The sequence below is a fragment of the Streptomyces sp. NPDC002784 genome, assembly GCF_053592135.1.
In genome coordinates, this window is the sequence record NZ_JBSFVD010000023.1 from 67816 (window position 1) to 82309 (window position 14494).

Below are 14494 nucleotides of genomic sequence, written 5' to 3' on the forward strand. Positions count from 1 at the left end.
GAGACTGTACAGGAGGGTGGGTGTCCTGGTCGAACTCACCCTGCGTACGGGAGCCGTTACGGCGCCAGCGCGTCGATCGTCTTCACGATCCGCTTGTCCGACACCGGGTACGCCGTACCGAGCGCATGGGCGAAATAACTGACCCGCAGCTCCTCGATCATCCAGCGGACGTCGAGCACCTGCTCCGGAACCGGACGCCCCTGCGGCATCTGCTCCAGCAGCCAGGCGTACTCGTCCTGCATCTCATGAACCTTCTCCATACGCGTCGTGTCCCGCTGCGCGTTCGCCGGCATCTGCTGCAGACGCCGGTCCACGGCCACCAGATACCGCATCAGGTCCGGCAGCCGCCGGATCCCCGCGGCCGTGACGAACCCCGGCTTCACCAGCGCGTCGAGCTGCTTGCGGACGTCGGTGAGGTTCGCGAGCAGCGCCGGGCTCCGCACCGCCTTCAGACGGCGCTCACAGGCCTGCCAGGCCGCCAGCACCTGCTCCACCTGCCCCACCGTACGCACCGTCGTGTCCACGATCTCGGCACGGACCTTCTCGTACAGCTTCCGGTACGACTCCTCGTCCCACGCCGGCCCCCCGAAGTCCCCGATCAGCTTGTCCGCCGCGGCCATCGCGCAGTCGTCGAACAGAGCCTGCACCGAACCGTGCGGATTCGCCGACAACGCCAACTTCTGCGCGTTCGACAACCGGTCGCTCGCGAACTTCGCCGCGTTGACCGGGATGTTGCGCACGATCAGCCGCCGCGTGCCCCGCCACATCGCCTGCGCCTGCTCCGCCTCCGTGTCGAAGAGACGCACGGAAACCGTGTCGCCGTCGTCCACCAGCGCCGGATACGCCTTGACCGGCTGACCCGCGCGCCGCGTCTCGAAGACCCGGGACAGCGTCCCGATCGTCCAGTCCGTGAGGCCCGAGCGCTCCAGCGACTCGCCCCCCTCCCGGGACGCCGTCGCCGCGGCCGCCTGGGACAGCGCCTGGCGCGCCTTCGGCTTCAGCCGGAGCTTCAACGCCTCCAGATCCTTGTCCTCCGCCAGCTTGCGACGCCGCTCGTCGACGATCCGGAACGTGATGCGCAGATGGTCCGGCACCTTCGCCCAGTCGAAGTCCTCGGCCTCGAAAGGCACCCCGACCATCCGCTTCAGCTCACGGGCCATCGTGACCGTCAGCGGCTCCTGCAAGGGCACCGCCGTCTCCAGGAAACGCCGCGCGAAGTTCGGCGCCGGCACGTAGTTACGGCGGATCGGCTTGGGCAGCGAGCGGATCAGCTCCGTGACGACCTCCTCCCGCAACCCCGGGATCTGCCAGTCGAAACCCTCACCCGTCACCTGGTTGAGCACCTGCAGCGGAATGTGAACCGTCACACCGTCCGCGTCCGCACCCGGCTCGAACTGATACGTCACCCGGAACTTCAGCTGCCCCTGCCGCCAGGAGTCCGGATAGTCGGCCTTCGTGACCGCCTCCGCCGACTCCCGGATGAGCATCTCCCGCTCGAAGTCCAGGAACTCCGGCTGCTCCTGCCGCTTGCGCTTCCACCACGAGTCGAAGTGCGCCCCCGACACGACATGTTCGGGCACCCGCTGGTCGTAGAAGTCGAAGAGCGTGTCGTCGTCGACGACGATGTCCCGCCGCCGGGCCCGGTGTTCGAGCTCCTCCACCTCGCTCAGCAACTTGCGGTTGTCGGCGAAGAACTTGTGATGCGTACGCCAGTCACCCTCGACGAGCGCGTTGCGGATGAACAGCTCACGGCTCGTCTCCGGATCGATCCGGCCGTAGTTCACCTTCCGCTGTGCCGCGATCGGCACGCCGTACAGCGTGACCTTCTCGTACGCCATCACCGCCGCCTGGTCCTTCTCCCAGTGCGGTTCGCTGTACGTCCGCTTCAGCAGATGCCCGGCAAGCGGCTCGACCCACTCCGGCTCGATCTTCGCGTTGACCCGGGCCCACAGCCGCGAGGTCTCCACCAGCTCGGCGGACATCACGAAACGCGGCTGCTTCTTGAACAGGGCCGAACCCGGGAAGATCGCGAACTTGGCGTTCCGCGCGCCCAGGTACTCGTTCTTGTTGCCGTCCTTCACGTCCTTCATACCGACGTGCGAGAGCAGACCGGCCAGGAGGGACACGTGCACGCTCTGGTCGGCCGCGTCCTCCTCGTTCAGATGGATGCCCATCTGCTTGGCGACCGTACGGAGCTGGCTGTAGATGTCCTGCCACTCACGGATCCGCAGGAAATTCAGGTACTCCTGCTTGCACATCCGCCGGAAGGAACTCGAACCGCGCTCCTTCTGCTGCTCACGGACATACCGCCACAGGTTCAGATACGCGAGGAAGTCGCTCGTCTCGTCCCTGAAACGGGCATGCTGCTGATCGGCCTGGGCCTGCTTGTCCGCCGGGCGTTCGCGCGGGTCCTGGATGGACAGCGCGGCGGCTATCACCATCACCTCACGGACACAGCCGTTGCGGTCCGCCTCCAGCACCATCCGGGCCAGCCGGGGGTCCACCGGCAGCTGAGCCAGCTTGCGGCCCGTGTCGGTGAGCCGCTGGCGCACGTCCTTCTGCGCCGGGTCCAGCGCGCCCAGCTCCTGCAGAAGCTGGACACCGTCCCGGATGTTGCGGTGGTCCGGCGGATCGATGAACGGGAACTTCTCGATGTCACCGAGACCGGCCGCGGTCATCTGCAGGATGACGGAAGCCAGGTTCGTACGAAGGATCTCCGCGTCCGTGAACTCCGGGCGGGCCTCGAAATCCTCCTCGGCGTACAGACGGATGCAGATGCCGTCACTGGTCCGCCCGCAGCGCCCCTTGCGCTGATTGGCGCTGGCCTGCGAGATCGGCTCGATGGGCAGCCGCTGCACCTTGGTGCGGTGGCTGTAGCGGGAGATCCGGGCGAAACCCGGGTCGATGACGTACTTGATCCCCGGAACCGTCAGCGACGTCTCGGCGACATTGGTCGCCAGAACGATCCTGCGGCCGGTGTGCGGCTGGAAGACGCGATGCTGCTCGGCATGCGACAGCCGGGCATACAACGGCAGGACCTCGGTGAACCGGTACTTCTTCTTCTCCAGCGCGTCGGCGGTGTCCCGGATCTCCCGCTCACCCGAGAGAAAGACGAGGATGTCGCCCTTCCCCTCGCCCATGAGCTCCTCGACGGCATCGGTGATGGCCGTGATCTGATCCCGGTCCGCGTCCTCGGAGTCCTCCTCCAGGAGCGGCCGGTACCGCACCTCCACGGGATACGTCCGCCCGCTGACCTCCACGATCGGAGCGTCCCCGAAATGCCGGGAGAACCGCTCCGGGTCGATGGTGGCGGAGGTGATGACCACCTTGAGGTCGGGCCGCTTGGGCAGCAGCTGCGCGAGATAGCCGAGCAGGAAGTCGATGTTCAGCGACCGCTCATGGGCCTCGTCGATGATGATCGTGTCGTAGGCGCGCAGCTCACGGTCGGTCTGGATCTCGGCGAGCAGGATGCCGTCGGTCATCAGCTTGATGAAGGTGGCGTCCGGATTCACCTGGTCGGTGAACCGCACCTTCCACCCCACGGCCTCACCGAGAGGGGTCTTCATCTCCTCGGCCACACGCTCGGCGACCGTACGGGCGGCGATACGGCGGGGCTGGGTGTGCCCGATCATGCCGCGGACACCGCGACCGAGCTCCAGACAGATCTTGGGGATCTGAGTGGTCTTACCGGACCCGGTCTCACCGGCCACGATGACCACCTGATGATCACGGATGGCGGCCGCGATCTCATCCTTCTTCTGGCTGACCGGCAACTGCTCGGGATACGAGACGGCCGGCACCCGGGCCCGCCGCGCCCCCATCCGCTCCTCGGCCTTCCCGACCTCGGCCTCGATCTCGGCGATCACGGCGGCCCGGGCCTCCGGCTTACGGATCTTGCGCGCACCTTCGAGCCGCCGACCGATCCGGTGCGCATCACGCAGCGACAACTCGGTCAGACGGGAGGCGAGGGCGCCGAGGGCGGGAGCAGGGTGCGTAGACATACGCGATCCAGGATCTCATCCCGGCCAATTCCCTGGCGAACCCTTTTGCACCCCCCGCCCACAACATCAACCACAGGATCAGCAAGCACATCGTGGCGGAGGCACAACGCACCGGCCGCGGAATCGCCCTCGAAGACCTGAGCGGCATCCGCGAACGGGCACGGCTGAAGAAGCCCCAACGCGTCACGACTGGCTGGTGGGTGTGGGTCCGCGGGGCCGAGTCACAGGTCCCGGCCCTCAAGCGGCCCCGGTAGCGGACGCGGACGCTCGTACAGCGCGAGGTCACAAGTCATACAACAAGGCCCCGATCCGAAGATCGGGGCCTCGATTGTGGCTGGGGCCGGGATCGAACCGGCGACCTACCGCTTTTCAGGCGGTCGCTCGTACCAACTGAGCTACCCAGCCGTCAAGAGGTTTTGCAAGAAAACCTCAAGCGGTCCTGACGGGATTTGAACCCGCGGCCTCCACCTTGACAGGGTGGCGAGCACTCCAAACTGCTCCACAGGACCAAGCTGTTGCGTACGACAGTGTCGCACACGGTACTGCGTGCCCCCAACGGGATTCGAACCCGTGCTACCGCCTTGAAAGGGCGGCGTCCTAGGCCGCTAGACGATGAGGGCTATCGGCCCGCCTGGGCGCTTCTCAGCGCGTCGGGGACGTGAGAAGCATATGGGATGGCGGGAGGGATCGCCAAAACGGTTTACGAGGGGGGCGGGGAGGAGGGGGTCACGCCTGGGTGGTTCTCCTCCGGGAGGTGGCGGCTGACCTCCGCCGTTGTGAGGCCCAGACCGCCCAGTTCGATCTCGTCCCACGCCTGCAGACGCTTGGTGTCGCGGTCGAAGTAGAGGATCGAGGTCTCGATCGGGTCGGGGTACTTGCCCTCGATCGCGCGCAGCCCGCTGCCTCCCGTCGAGCCTTCGATCCGCAGGCGCGTGCCCCGGTCCAGGACCTCCATCTCGTCGTGGTGGAGGTGGCCCGCCAGGACCAGCGGTACCTCGCCGTCCACCTCGCGGGCGGCCGACGGTTCGTGGGCGATCGCCACGTCCACCGGGGTGCCTGCCGCCTGCTGGTCGCGCAGGGCGGAGGCGAGGCGGGCGCCGGCCAGTTCCTGGGAGGCCTCGGCGCCCGTCTTGTTCGTGCGGTCGGGCGTGAACTGGGGGTCTCCGATCCCGGCGAAGCGCAGGCCCGCGACGGTCTTGGCGCGTCCCTCGTCCAGCACGTGCACGTTCTTCAGGTCCTGGAGGTACTGCTGGGTGAGCATCGAGTCGTGGTTGCCGCGGACCCAGACGTAGGGCGCGCCGAGGTCTTCGATGGGGTCGAGGAAGCCGTTCTCGGCCGCTGAGCCGTGGTCCATGGTGTCGCCGGAGTCGACGATCACGTTGACCTGGTACTGCTCGACCAGGGAGGCGATGATCTTCCAGCTGGCCGGGTTGAGGTGGATGTCCGATACGTGCAGGACGCGGATGGTGGTGGGGTCGGGCTGGTAGGTGGGGAGGGTGGAGGTGGCGTCGTAGAGCTTGGTCACGTTGGTGACCAGGCGGGCCAACTCCTGCTGGTAGATGTCGAATTCGGTGACGATGCTGCGGGCGTCGCCGACCAGGGAGGGGGCGGAGGAGAGCAGTCCGGAGAATCTGGGTTCCAGGACGGAGTTGGGGTTCCAGGTGGCGGCGGCGGTGCCGCCGGAGGCGGCGAGCAGGGTGAGGGCGAGGCCGCCGGCGGCTAGGGCGCGGCGGGGGCGCCGGTAGACGGCGAGGCCGAGTGCGGTGGCGCCGGCGACTACGGCGACGCAGGAGCGTATGGCCAGGTCACGGGTGCCGTGGGCGACGTCGCGGGCGACTTCGTCCTGGAGTCCGGAGAGTCGTTCGGGGTGGTCGACCAGGGCTTGCGCGCGTTCGGGGTCGAGTTGGTCGACGTTGACGTCGAGCCGGACGGGGGCGATGTGGCTGTCGAGCTGGAGGGCGCCGAGCGGGGAGACGTTGATCTTCGTGCCGCCGCTGATCGAGGGGCGCAGGGTCATCGTGGTGTTCATGGGGCCGACGGGGACGCGGACGTTGCCCACGATCAGCAGGCCGAGCCAGGCGCCGAGCAGGACGACGGTCACGAGGCCGAGGGCCCGGCCCCAGGGGTGTGGCTGGGGGACGAGCTGGATCGTGCTGGGTGCTTGGCGGGTGCGGTAGTGGCGGGCCAGGGCGCGCGGTGCCCTTCGGATCCGGTGGGTGGTGGTGAGGATTGCGGAGGGGACGCGAGCCATTGGTCCCGTATGCCCAAGTGCGCGGGCGGATATGCGGGGCGCCTGCGGCTCTCGTACGGGCGTGCCGTGCCTGACAATGGGCCTGTGCTGGAGATGACGCGCGAGGAGTTCGAGGAACTGGTCGCCGAGGCGCTGGACCGGATTCCGCCGGAGCTGACGCGGCTGATGGACAACGTCGCGGTGTTCGTCGAGGACGAACCGCCGGCGGACGATCCGGAGCTGCTCGGGTTGTACGAGGGGACGCCGCTGACGGACCGGGGTGAGTGGTACGCGGGGGTGTTGCCGGACCGGATCACGATCTACCGGGGGCCGACGCTGAGGATGTGTGAGACGCGGGAGGACGTGGTCGCGGAGACCGAGGTGACGGTGGTGCATGAGATCGCGCATCACTTCGGGATCGACGACGCCCGGTTGCATGCACTCGGGTACGGGTGAGCGCTCGCTGATACGGGTCGCGTGTCCTCTTGTGGGCGGGGGGAGTTGGGGAGGTTGACTCCTTCATCCTCCACCGGAGGTGGCTGCCCGTGCGCCCCTTGTACGTTCCCGTCCGTCTGGCCGCCACGGTGATGGCGGTCGCCGCTGCCGCCGGTTGTATGAGTGTGGGTGACGACGGTGCCGGTGGGGGTGCGAAGCCGTCGCGGTCCGCGGGGCAGCGTGGTGGTGAGGCGCCGGACGGGGGTTCGGCGGTCTCGGGTGGTGGTGCGGGGTTCGGGGCCGCGGCGGCGGACGGCGGGCGGGGCAGGGGCGAGAAGGCGAAGAAGGGCGGGGCCGAGGAGTCGGCGTCTCCGTCGGCTTCGGCGTCGGCGGAGCCGAGCGGGAAGGCGGCGGCGCCGGGCAAGCCGGGGAAGACGGAGAAGCCGGGCGGGCCGGGGCAGCAGCCCGAGCCGACGGATGCGCCGCCGACGCCGACGCGGCCCGCGGAGCCGACGCCGGATCCCACGCCGCCGGAGCCGACGGTCACGCCGGAGCCGACGGTCGCGGAGCCGTCGTCGTCGGCGCACGGGGAGGCGGGACCGCAGATGGTGCAGCGGGAGCCGGCGCCGGAGGCGGGCGCGCCGGTGTGACGTACGTCCAGCGGACCCGGTTTGCCTTCGGGGGGGCAGGGTGCGTATGGTGGTAGATCGTTTGATCCCATTTGCCCGGCGCCAACGCAGAGCGCGCCGTGTGGCGCGTACTCTCCCTTGCCGTGGCTGATCGCATAGAGGCGGTCGTATTGCGAAAACACGGAGTTGACGGGCGCGTGCCGACGAGACTCCGGAAGGTTTCGCATACGCATGTCCATTTCCAGTTCTGATCACATCGTCATGCCCGAGAACGACGAGAACGAGATCGTCGACAACGAGATCGTCGAGCTCGAGGCCCTCGAGAGCGAGATCGTCGAGACCGCCGAGGAGACCCCCGAGGTCACCTTCGCCACGCTCGGTCTCCCCGAGGCTGTCGTGCGCAAGCTCGCGCAGAACGGCGTGACCACCCCCTTCCCGATCCAGGCCGCGACCATCCCGGACGCCCTGGCCGGCAAGGACATCCTCGGCCGTGGCCGTACCGGCTCCGGCAAGACCCTCTCCTTCGGTCTGCCGACCCTGGCCCGTCTGTCCGGCGGCCGCACCGAGAAGCACCGCCCGCGCGCGGTGATCCTCACCCCGACCCGTGAGCTCGCGATGCAGGTCGCGGACGCGCTCCAGCCGTACGGCGACCAGCTCGGCCTGAAGATGAAGGTCGTCTGCGGCGGTACGTCGATGGGCAACCAGATCTACGCCCTCGAGCGGGGTGTCGACGTGCTGGTGGCCACCCCGGGCCGGCTGCGCGACATCATCAGCCGCGGCGCCTGCTCGCTGCAGGACGTCGAGGTCGCCGTGCTCGACGAGGCCGACCAGATGTCCGACCTGGGCTTCCTGCCCGAGGTCACCGAGCTGCTCGACCAGATTCCCGTGGGCGGTCAGCGGATGCTGTTCTCCGCCACGATGGAGAACGAGATCTCCACGCTGGTCAAGCGCTACCTGAACAACCCGGTCACGCACGAGGTCGACAGCGCCCAGGGCAACGTCACGACGATGTCGCACCACATCCTCATCGTGAAGCCCAAGGACAAGGCGCCGGTCACCGCCGCGATCGCCTCCCGCAAGGGCCGCACGATCATCTTCGTCCGCACCCAGCTGGGCGCCGACCGCATCGCCGAGCAGCTGTGCGACGCCGGGGTGAAGGCGGACGCGCTGCACGGCGGGATGACGCAGGGCGCGCGGACCCGCGTCCTGGAGGACTTCAAGAAGGGCTACGTCAACACGCTCGTCGCCACCGATGTCGCCGCGCGCGGTATCCACGTCGACGGCATCGACCTCGTCCTGAACGTCGACCCGGCCGGTGACCACAAGGACTACCTGCACCGTGCGGGCCGTACGGCGCGTGCGGGGCGGACCGGCACGGTGGTGTCGCTGTCGCTGCCGCATCAGCGTCGGCAGATCTTCCGGCTGATGGAGGACGCGGGCGTGGACGCCGGCCGTCACATCATCCAGGGCGGTGCCGCCTTCGACCCGGAGGTCGCCGAGATCACCGGTGCCCGGTCGATGACCGAGGTGCAGGCCGAGTCGGCGGGCAACGCCGCGCAGCAGGCCGAGCGCGAGGTCGCCCACCTGGCCAAGCAGCTGGAGCGTGCGCAGCGCCGTGCGACGGAGCTGCGCGAGGAGGCCGACCGGCTGGTGGCCCGGGTCGCCCGTGAGCGTGGTGAGGACCCGGAGGCCGCGGTGGCCGAGGCGCAGGCGGCGGTGGCCGCGGCGGAGATCGCCGTGCCGGAGCAGCCGGTGGCCAAGGACGTGGAGCGGGTCGAGCGCACGGAGTCCTCGTCGTCGTACGAGCGTCGTGACCGTCGGGACGACCGGGGTGGCGAGCGTTCCTTCGAGCGCCGTGACGACCGGGGTGGCCGTTCCTTCGAGCGCCGCGACGACCGTGGCGGGTTCCGTCGTGACGAGCGCCGTGATGACCGGGGCGGCGACCGTGGTGGCCGTTCCTTCGAGCGCCGTGACGACCGGGGCGGGTTCCGCCGGGACGACCGCCGGGACAACGACCGTGGTGGCTTCCGTCGCGATGACCGGGGTGGCGAGCGTTCCTTCGAGCGTCGTGACGACCGGGGTGGCGAGCGTTCCTTCGAGCGTCGTGACGACCGGGGTGGCGACCGTGGTGGCCGTTCGTTCGAGCGTCGGGACAACGACCGTGGCGGGTTCCGACGTGACGACCGGGGTGGCGAGCGTTCCTTCGAGCGCCGTGACGACCGGGGTGGCGACCGTGGTGGCCGTTCCTTCGAGCGCCGTGACGAGCGTGGCGGTGGCCGTTCCTTCGAGCGTCGGGACGACCGTGGTGGCCGGCCCTTCGAGCGTCGTGACGAGCGTGGCGGTCACCGTGGCAGCGACCGTCCGTTCAACCGCGACCGCCAGGGCGACCGTCCGGGCTTCCGCGCCGGCGGCCACGACCGTCCGAGCCACGACCGCCCGTACGGCCGTCGTGACGACCACCGCGGTGGCGGTTCCTTCCAGCGCCGCGAGGACAAGCCGCGCTGGAAGCGCAACGGCTGATCCTGAGCGCCGATAGAGAGGGCCCGTACGACTTCGGTCGTGCGGGCCTTTTTGGCCATCTGTGACGCATGTCACGCCCCCCGCGAGGGAATCGCTGGGGACATGACAGATAACGCCAAAGCCGGCGGGCCGTCGGACGGAACGCTCTCCGACGAAGAGCGGCTGGCCCAGCTCGGCTACACGCAGGTTCTCGCCCGCCGCATGTCGGCGTTCTCCAACTACGCGGTCTCCTTCACGATCATCTCGGTGCTGTCGGGCTGTCTGACGCTGTATCTGTTCGGCATGAACACCGGCGGCCCCGCCGTGATCACCTGGGGCTGGGTGGCCGTAGGTCTGATGACGCTGTTCGTCGGGCTGGCGATGGCCGAGATCTGCTCGGCGTACCCGACCTCCGCGGGCCTGTACTTCTGGGCCCATCGCCTGGCCCCGCCCCGGAACGCGGCCGCCTGGGCGTGGTTCACGGGCTGGTTCAACGTGCTGGGCCAGGTCGCGGTGACCGCCGGCATCGACTTCGGTGCCGCGTCCTTCCTCGGCGCGTACCTCAATCTCCAGTTCGGCTTCGAGGTGACCCCCGGCCGCACGATCCTGCTGTTCGCCGGGATCCTGATCCTGCACGGCCTGCTGAACACCTTCGGCGTGCGGATCGTCGCCCTGCTGAACAGCGTGAGCGTGTGGTGGCACGTCATCGGCGTCGCGGTCATCGTCGGCGCCCTGACCTTCGCGCCGGACGAGCACCAGTCGGCGTCCTTCGTCTTCGGCGAGTTCGTCAACAACACGGGCTGGGGCAGCAGCTTCTACGTCGTCCTGCTCGGCCTGCTGATGGCCCAGTACACCTTCACCGGCTACGACGCCTCCGCCCATATGACCGAGGAGACCCACAACGCGTCCACGGCCGGCCCGAAGGGCATCGTGCGGTCCATCTGGACGTCGTGGATCGCGGGCTTCGTCCTCCTCCTCGGCTTCACCTTCGCGATCCAGTCCTACGAGGGGGCCCGCACGTCCCCGACCGGCGCGCCGCCCGCCCAGATCCTCCTGGACGCGGTGGGCGCGACCGCGGGCAAGCTGCTGCTCCTGGTCGTGATCGGGGCGCAGCTGTTCTGCGGGATGGCGTCGGTGACCGCCAACAGCCGCATGATCTACGCCTTTTCGCGCGACGGCGCGCTGCCCTTCTCGCGCCTGTGGCACTCGGTGAACCCGCGCACCCGCACCCCGGTCGCGGCGGTGTGGCTGGCGGCGCTCGGGGCGCTGGTGCTGGGGCTGCCGTACCTGATCAATGTGACGGCGTACGCGGCGGTGACGTCCATCGCCGTGATCGGCCTGTACATCGCCTACGTCATCCCGACCCTGCTGCGGCTGCGCAAGGGTGAGGCGTTCGAGCGGGGGCCCTGGCACCTCGGGCGCTGGTCGCGGGCGATCGGAGTGGTGGCGGTGGGGTGGGTCGGCGTGATCACGGTGCTGTTCATGCTGCCGCAGGTCTCCCCGGTGACCGCGGAGACCTTCAACTACGCCCCGGTCGCCGTCCTGGTCGTCCTCGGCTTCGCCGCCGCCTGGTGGCTGGCCTCGGCCCGGCACTGGTTCCTCAACCCGGAGCACGAGCGCACGATCGCCCGCGAGGCGGCCCGCACGGGCACACCCGAACCGGTCGATCCGTAACCCTTCGCCCGCCGGACGCGGCCGTGTCACCGATACCCGATCGGAGACCCGGCCCCGTCCGGCTATGCTCGGGGAGGCAACATCGCCGGGGCCCTTAGCTCAATTGGCAGAGCAGTGGACTTTTAATCCATTGGTTGTGGGTTCGAGTCCCACAGGGCCTACCGACAGTGCGGCGCCCGGATCGGCTTCGGTCGGTTCGGGCGCCGTCGTGCTGTCCGGGATCGTCGGCGCGCGCTCAGAGGGACGGGAGTGCCTGGGCCAGGGCCGCCACCGCCGCCGCCAGGGGGGCCACCGGCTCGGCGAAGGCCGTCAGGCGGTCCAGGGCCCGGCGTACCACGCCCGGCTCGGGGGTGGGCTCGTCCAGTTCCTCGCGGAGCCTGCGCAGCTCCGCGCGGGGGGAGTCCTGGTCGGGGAGGCCGGCCCGGTGTTCGTCCAGGAGGCGTTCGATCAGTTCCAGCCGGTCGTAAAGCTGGGTGCGCTGGTCGGCCGTGAGGGACTGGAAGGAGACCTGGCCGGCGACGGCCCGGGCGCCGGGGCCCACGGCCTGGTTGGCGACCTGGCTCTGGCCGCCGTACTGCTGGACGCCGAAGTTGGTGTTGTCGGCGGGCTGCTGGGGCATCTGGTTCTCCTTACTTCGGGGCCGCGGCCGGGGCGGTGGCCGTGGCCGTTCCGGCGTCGGCCCGGGCGCCCTGTCCGACGGCCTGGTTGCCCACGACGCTGACCCCGCCGGTCTGCAGGACGCCGTGGTTGAGGATCGTCTGCGTCTGGGTGCGGAAGTCGGTGGTGTCCACCCCGTGCTCGTCCAGGAAGTCCCGTACGGCGGCCAGGGCGTGCCGGTCGAGGGCGGCGAACGCCCGCTCGGCGTCGACGCGTTGGAAGTGGTCGAGGTACTCGGCGCTCATCGCGTGCTCGCGGATGCTCAGCCGGGCGCCCCGGTCGAAGGCGGGGTCGGTCTTGGCGGCCGAGCGTTCCCGGCGCTGCCGGCGGGGTGCGCCCCACTCGCGGAAGGCGTCGCCCAGCACCGCCCGGGGCGCCCCGAACAGGGCGCCGCCGCTGCGCCGCAGGGCCGACAGCAGCAGGCCCGCCCGGTGCGCGGAGGTGAGGGCGTCCGGCAGCAGGTCCACTCCGCGCAGGTCCGGCCGCAGCGGGGTGAGGACGTGGCGGTCGCAGTGCAGGTGCAGGGTCTTGCCGACCACCGCGACGTGCAGCAGCTGACTGGGCACCACCGCCCCGCCCCACAGCGGCAGATGCGCGGCCAGGCAGTGCCGCGGGCCGCCCTGCGGGTCCCGCGCGATGTCCCGTACGGCCGCCTCCGGGAGCCGGGCGGCGGGCGCCTTGATCAGGGCGGGCAGGAAGCGGGGGTCGCCGGTGATCCGGGTGCCGCTGACGAACACCCGGTCCTCCACCTCCAGCGCCGCGAGGCTCGGGCCGCCGTCGACGGGCGGGGCGGCGGTGGCGTGCCGTACGGCGGTCTCGCGCAGCCGGGCGCGCAGCCGCTCCACCACGTCCCAGGTGTCGAAGCCGGTGAGCGGGGTGCCGGGCCGTTCGGGCAGCAGCGGCAGCGACAGGGACCACTGCGACTGCCGTACGCCCTGGCCGATGAAGGGGGAGAAGCCGCTGTAGACGGTGACATTGCCCGCCTGGGCCTTGGCGACCGCCCCGACCGCGGTGATCGCCCACGACTCAGCGGGCTCGGGGCCGGACCCCGCCACGAAGTTCTCGCGCCGCAGGGAGCCGCGCAGCCGTTGGTCGACGTCCAGCTCCTCCCGGGCCATCACCCAGTACGCCCACACCCCGCCCCCGATCACCGCCAGCAGCGGCGGGATGCCCCGCGCGTAGGACCCGGCCAGCCAGCTCCACGGGCCCGACAGCGGCAACGCGGAGAGGAACCGGCCGAACAGGATCCCGGCGAGCAGCAGCCCGGCGATCGTGCAGAGGAGCCACCGCAGGGCCGCCCCCGTGTCCACCGGTTCCCGGCCGCGGACGACGCGCCGCGGCGCCCGGGAGGCGTTGGCCAGCGCCTTGAAGGCGAGGTGGCCGAAGACCAGCCAGAGCGGGCCGAAGGCGGCGATCAGCAGGTAGATCGCGGCCAGCCGCCGGTCGCGGGCCCGGTGCAGCCGGCGGGCGGCCAGGCTGTGCCGGGCGACGGGCACCAGGTCGACCCCGGGGGAGGGCGCGACCGCGCCCAGCTCGTCGCGCAGGACGTCGTCGACGACCCGGCGGGTGAACTCGGGGTCGGTGTAGGCGGCCGCGCACAGGTGGCGGGTGGTGTCGCCGGGGGCGGTGGCGCCCAGGCCACCGCCGGGGACGTCGGGCGCAAAGGGCGCGGAGGGTGCCATGGTGCTGCTCCGTTCACGGATACGGGACATGGCTGCGCGGGCACCGGTCCCGCCGAACACGGCTGCCAGGGCCACACCCAGCAGCACCCCGAAGACGAGGCCGTCCACCAGGAAGTGGACGATCACCGCCTCCGAGGGGCCGCCGAAGAACATCAGGGACTCGTAGCCGTCGGCCTTCACGACCGCCCAGGACGCCACCGCCGCGACGAGCGAGAGGAGCATGCCCGCGCCGAAGGCGGCGAGCCACCGCATGCCCCGGGAGGCGGGGCTCCGGGCCAGCAGCCGCGGTGCCAGGACGGCACCGGTGAGCAGCAGGGCGAGGGCGGTGTTGCCGGCCAGGTAGAGGGGCTCGCTCGCCCCCTCCGAGCTGGGGGACAGATCCCAGGTCGGGACGTACAGCGCGCGGTGGACCACGCTCCCCAGCGGGGACTCCGGCCGGGCCTCGCGCAGCGGCTCCCGCAGCCAGGGGCTGCCCAGCAGCACAAGTCCCCCGCACAGCAGGGCGGTTCTTCGTCCTGAACGCACTAATCGCCCCACGGCAACCCCCTGTCACGCCCCCGAGCGCAGCACTGTACGTAGTCGAGCGGCTGCGCACCAGCGGTCAGGGAGACATTCCGGGGGCAGGCCCGGTCCGCCGTGCGGTCGGCCAACTCCCCGCGCTCCAGTGTGTGTTGATGCTCGGCGAGG

8 protein-coding genes and 4 tRNA genes are annotated in these 14494 nt (G+C 70.3%); 5 read left to right on the plus strand and 7 right to left on the minus strand.

Features of this window, described 5'->3' with window-relative positions:
* Positions 1-56: 56 nt before the first annotated feature.
* The 5 genes from hrpA to ACWD1Z_RS30235 all read right to left on the minus strand — a co-directional run bounded on the left by hrpA (position 57) and on the right by ACWD1Z_RS30235 (position 6252).
* Positions 57-4001, minus strand: coding sequence for an ATP-dependent RNA helicase HrpA (gene hrpA / locus ACWD1Z_RS30215; protein WP_451122849.1), 3945 nt, complete (start codon positions 3999-4001; stop codon positions 57-59).
* A 331-nt stretch (positions 4002-4332) separates the two neighbouring features.
* Positions 4333-4406 (minus strand) — tRNA-Phe (locus tag ACWD1Z_RS30220).
* Positions 4407-4435: 29 nt separating this feature from the next.
* Positions 4436-4510, minus strand: a tRNA-Asp gene (locus ACWD1Z_RS30225).
* Positions 4511-4548: 38 nt separating this feature from the next.
* A tRNA-Glu gene (locus ACWD1Z_RS30230) sits at positions 4549-4621 on the minus strand.
* 80 nt (positions 4622-4701) lie between these two features.
* Positions 4702-6252, minus strand: coding sequence for a metallophosphoesterase family protein (locus tag ACWD1Z_RS30235; protein ID WP_451122851.1), 1551 nt, complete (start codon positions 6250-6252; stop codon positions 4702-4704).
* Positions 6253-6336: 84 nt separating this feature from the next.
* Between ACWD1Z_RS30235 and ACWD1Z_RS30240 the strand changes: the two genes are divergently transcribed.
* The 5 genes from ACWD1Z_RS30240 (at position 6337) to ACWD1Z_RS30260 (ending at position 11629) form a co-directional block, all read left to right on the plus strand.
* A complete protein-coding gene (locus ACWD1Z_RS30240) occupies positions 6337-6687 on the plus strand; it encodes a metallopeptidase family protein (protein WP_059249887.1) in 351 nt (116 codons plus the stop codon).
* Positions 6688-6776: 89 nt separating this feature from the next.
* On the plus strand, positions 6777-7316 hold the full coding sequence (locus ACWD1Z_RS30245; protein ID WP_451122853.1) for a hypothetical protein: 540 nt from the start codon (positions 6777-6779) through the stop codon (positions 7314-7316).
* A gap of 240 nt (positions 7317-7556) precedes the next feature.
* Positions 7557-9815, plus strand: a complete 2259-nt coding sequence (locus ACWD1Z_RS30250; protein ID WP_451122855.1) for a DEAD/DEAH box helicase — start codon at positions 7557-7559, stop codon at positions 9813-9815.
* A gap of 102 nt (positions 9816-9917) precedes the next feature.
* Positions 9918-11468 (plus strand): amino acid permease, encoded by a 1551-nt coding sequence (locus ACWD1Z_RS30255; RefSeq protein ID WP_451122857.1) that lies wholly within the window; start codon positions 9918-9920, stop codon positions 11466-11468.
* A gap of 88 nt (positions 11469-11556) precedes the next feature.
* Positions 11557-11629: transfer RNA gene (locus tag ACWD1Z_RS30260), tRNA-Lys, on the plus strand.
* A 74-nt stretch (positions 11630-11703) separates the two neighbouring features.
* Here ACWD1Z_RS30260 and ACWD1Z_RS30265 read toward each other — a convergent pair.
* Positions 11704-12087: a DUF5955 family protein gene (locus ACWD1Z_RS30265; protein WP_451122859.1), complete on the minus strand. Its 384-nt coding sequence runs from the start codon at positions 12085-12087 to the stop codon at positions 11704-11706.
* A 10-nt stretch (positions 12088-12097) separates the two neighbouring features.
* Positions 12098-14332, minus strand: a complete 2235-nt coding sequence (locus ACWD1Z_RS30270) for a hypothetical protein (protein ID WP_451122861.1) — start codon at positions 14330-14332, stop codon at positions 12098-12100.
* Positions 14333-14494: the final 162 nt, after the last annotated feature.